3 protein-coding genes are annotated in these 1,869 nt (G+C 64.6%); 2 read left to right on the forward strand and 1 reads right to left on the reverse strand.

Annotation, left to right across the window (positions count from 1 at the left end):
* A partial coding sequence (locus tag EOA29_RS34995; protein WP_127222300.1) for an HAD hydrolase-like protein occupies positions 1-460 on the reverse strand: 460 nt, incomplete at its 3' end.
* A gap of 150 nt (positions 461-610) precedes the next feature.
* Between EOA29_RS34995 and rpiA the strand changes: the two genes are divergently transcribed.
* Together rpiA and EOA29_RS35005 are read left to right on the forward strand one after the other, a co-directional pair.
* The gene (gene rpiA / locus EOA29_RS35000) at positions 611-1,342 is read left to right on the forward strand and encodes a ribose-5-phosphate isomerase RpiA (protein ID WP_126093947.1); all 732 of its coding nucleotides are present in this window, start codon (positions 611-613) and stop codon (positions 1,340-1,342) included.
* Positions 1,329-1,869: DUF2059 domain-containing protein (locus EOA29_RS35005; protein WP_127222301.1), on the forward strand; the 541-nt coding region annotated here is incomplete at its 3' end. The genes rpiA and EOA29_RS35005, both read left to right, overlap by 14 nt.

The following is a 1,869-nucleotide window of genomic DNA, read 5'->3' on the forward strand; positions in this document are numbered from 1 at the left end:
CGATGAGATGGCGAGGATCGGGCTTGCGAAAGGCGAACGTGTCCTGGCCGCAGATCGCGGCGAAATATTTGTCCATGCCGAGCGCCCCGATCAACGTCGCCGAATTCGCTTCGTATTTGTTGGTGCAGACCGCCATCAGGTAGCCGGCGGCCTCGAAGCGATCGAGGGCCGAAGTCACGCCGGGGTAGGGGCGCGACTTGCCGGGGATGTTGAGCGTGTAGTGATCGAGAAAAAGCTTCAGCAGCCGGTCATGCTCTTCCGCCATCAGCGCTTTGTTCTGCGCCGCATGCGCCCGTTCGATCATGACGCGGCCGCCGTGACCGACAAAGCGCCTGAAGCCGGCCTCGTCGACCGCGGCGAGGTCGCTGGCTGCCAGGCTGTGGTTGAGGCTGTCGAGCAGGTCTGGCGCGGTGTCGATAATCGTCCCGTCGAGGTCGAACACGATGATCGGTCGGGTCATGGCCAGTCCTGCAGCGATTGATGTGCCGCAGCCGATACAGGCTGCGCGGCGGCCAAGCAAGCAGGCTCTATCGGTCCACAGGCAGCCTTTGACGGGACAGGCAAAAATGCTAGGAGGCGCGCCAAACCAGCGAAACCGGGACAAGAGCGGATGGATGCAAGGCAGTTGAAGGTCGAGGCCGCGCGGGCGGCGCTCGCCCATGTCAGCAACGGCATGCGGCTCGGCATCGGCACAGGCACGACCGCCGACGAATTCGTCCGGCTGCTGGCCGAAAAGGTCGCGACCGGCCTCGAGGTCATCGGCGTGCCCACATCCGAGCGTACCGCGGCACTGTGCCGCGAGCTCGGCGTGCCGCTATCGACGCTGGAGCAAACGCCCGAACTCGACCTCACCATCGACGGCGCCGACGAGATCGATCCGGCGCTGACGCTGATCAAGGGCGGCGGCGGCGCGCTCCTGCGCGAAAAGATCGTCGCCGCGGCTTCCGATCGCATGATCGTGATTGCCGATCGGTCCAAGATGGTCGAGACCCTCGGCCGGTTTCCGCTGCCAATCGAAGTCAACAAGTTCGGCCTGCGCGCCACCGAGATCGCCGTCGGCGCGGCTGCGGCGGACCTCGGCCTTGCCGGTCCGGTGACATTGAGGATGACGGGGAGCCAGCCATTTGTTACAGACGGCGGCCACTTTATCCTCGATGCATCTTTTGGCCGCATTCCGGATACAAGAGCGCTTTCGAACGCTCTCTTCGCCATTCCGGGCGTTGTCGAGCACGGTCTATTCATCGGGCTGGCGTCAACGGCCATCATCGCCGGCGGCGACGGTATCCAAACCGTCCATGCCGCCCGAAAACCAGGGAGTTCTATCGACCATGATGTTGCATAAACGGGTTCGCCGTCTTTCGACGCTTCTGGCGGCCTCAGCCGTTCTCGCGCTGTCCTCGCCGGCGTTTTCGCAGGATATCAGCGAATCGCATCTCAAGGCCGCGCGGGCCGCAGTTGTGGCTATCCATGCCACGGACCCGTTCGACAATATCCTGCCGCAGGCGGCGGCGGCGCTTGAGAACCAGCTCATCCAGAAGAACCCCGACATGCAGGAACTGATCGGCAAGACCGTCACCGAGAAGGCGATCGGCCTCGCTTCGCGGCGCGCCGATCTCGAGAAAGAGGCGGCGCTCGCCTATGCGAAGGTGTTCTCCGAGAAGGACCTCAACGATATCGCCGCCTTCTATAGCTCGGACGCCGGCAAGAAGCTGCTCGACAGCGGCCCGGCGGTGACGCGCGACCTCGTGAAAGCAGCCGACATCTGGCAGAACGGCGTCGCCCGCGATCTTGCCCAGCAGGTCGGCGAGACGCTGGCCGCCGCCGCGAAAGCAGCGGCCCCGGCCAAGCCCGCGCAGGATGCCACGGCAC

The organism is Mesorhizobium sp. M1E.F.Ca.ET.063.01.1.1, assembly GCF_003998155.1.
Taxonomy (GTDB): domain Bacteria; phylum Pseudomonadota; class Alphaproteobacteria; order Rhizobiales; family Rhizobiaceae; genus Mesorhizobium.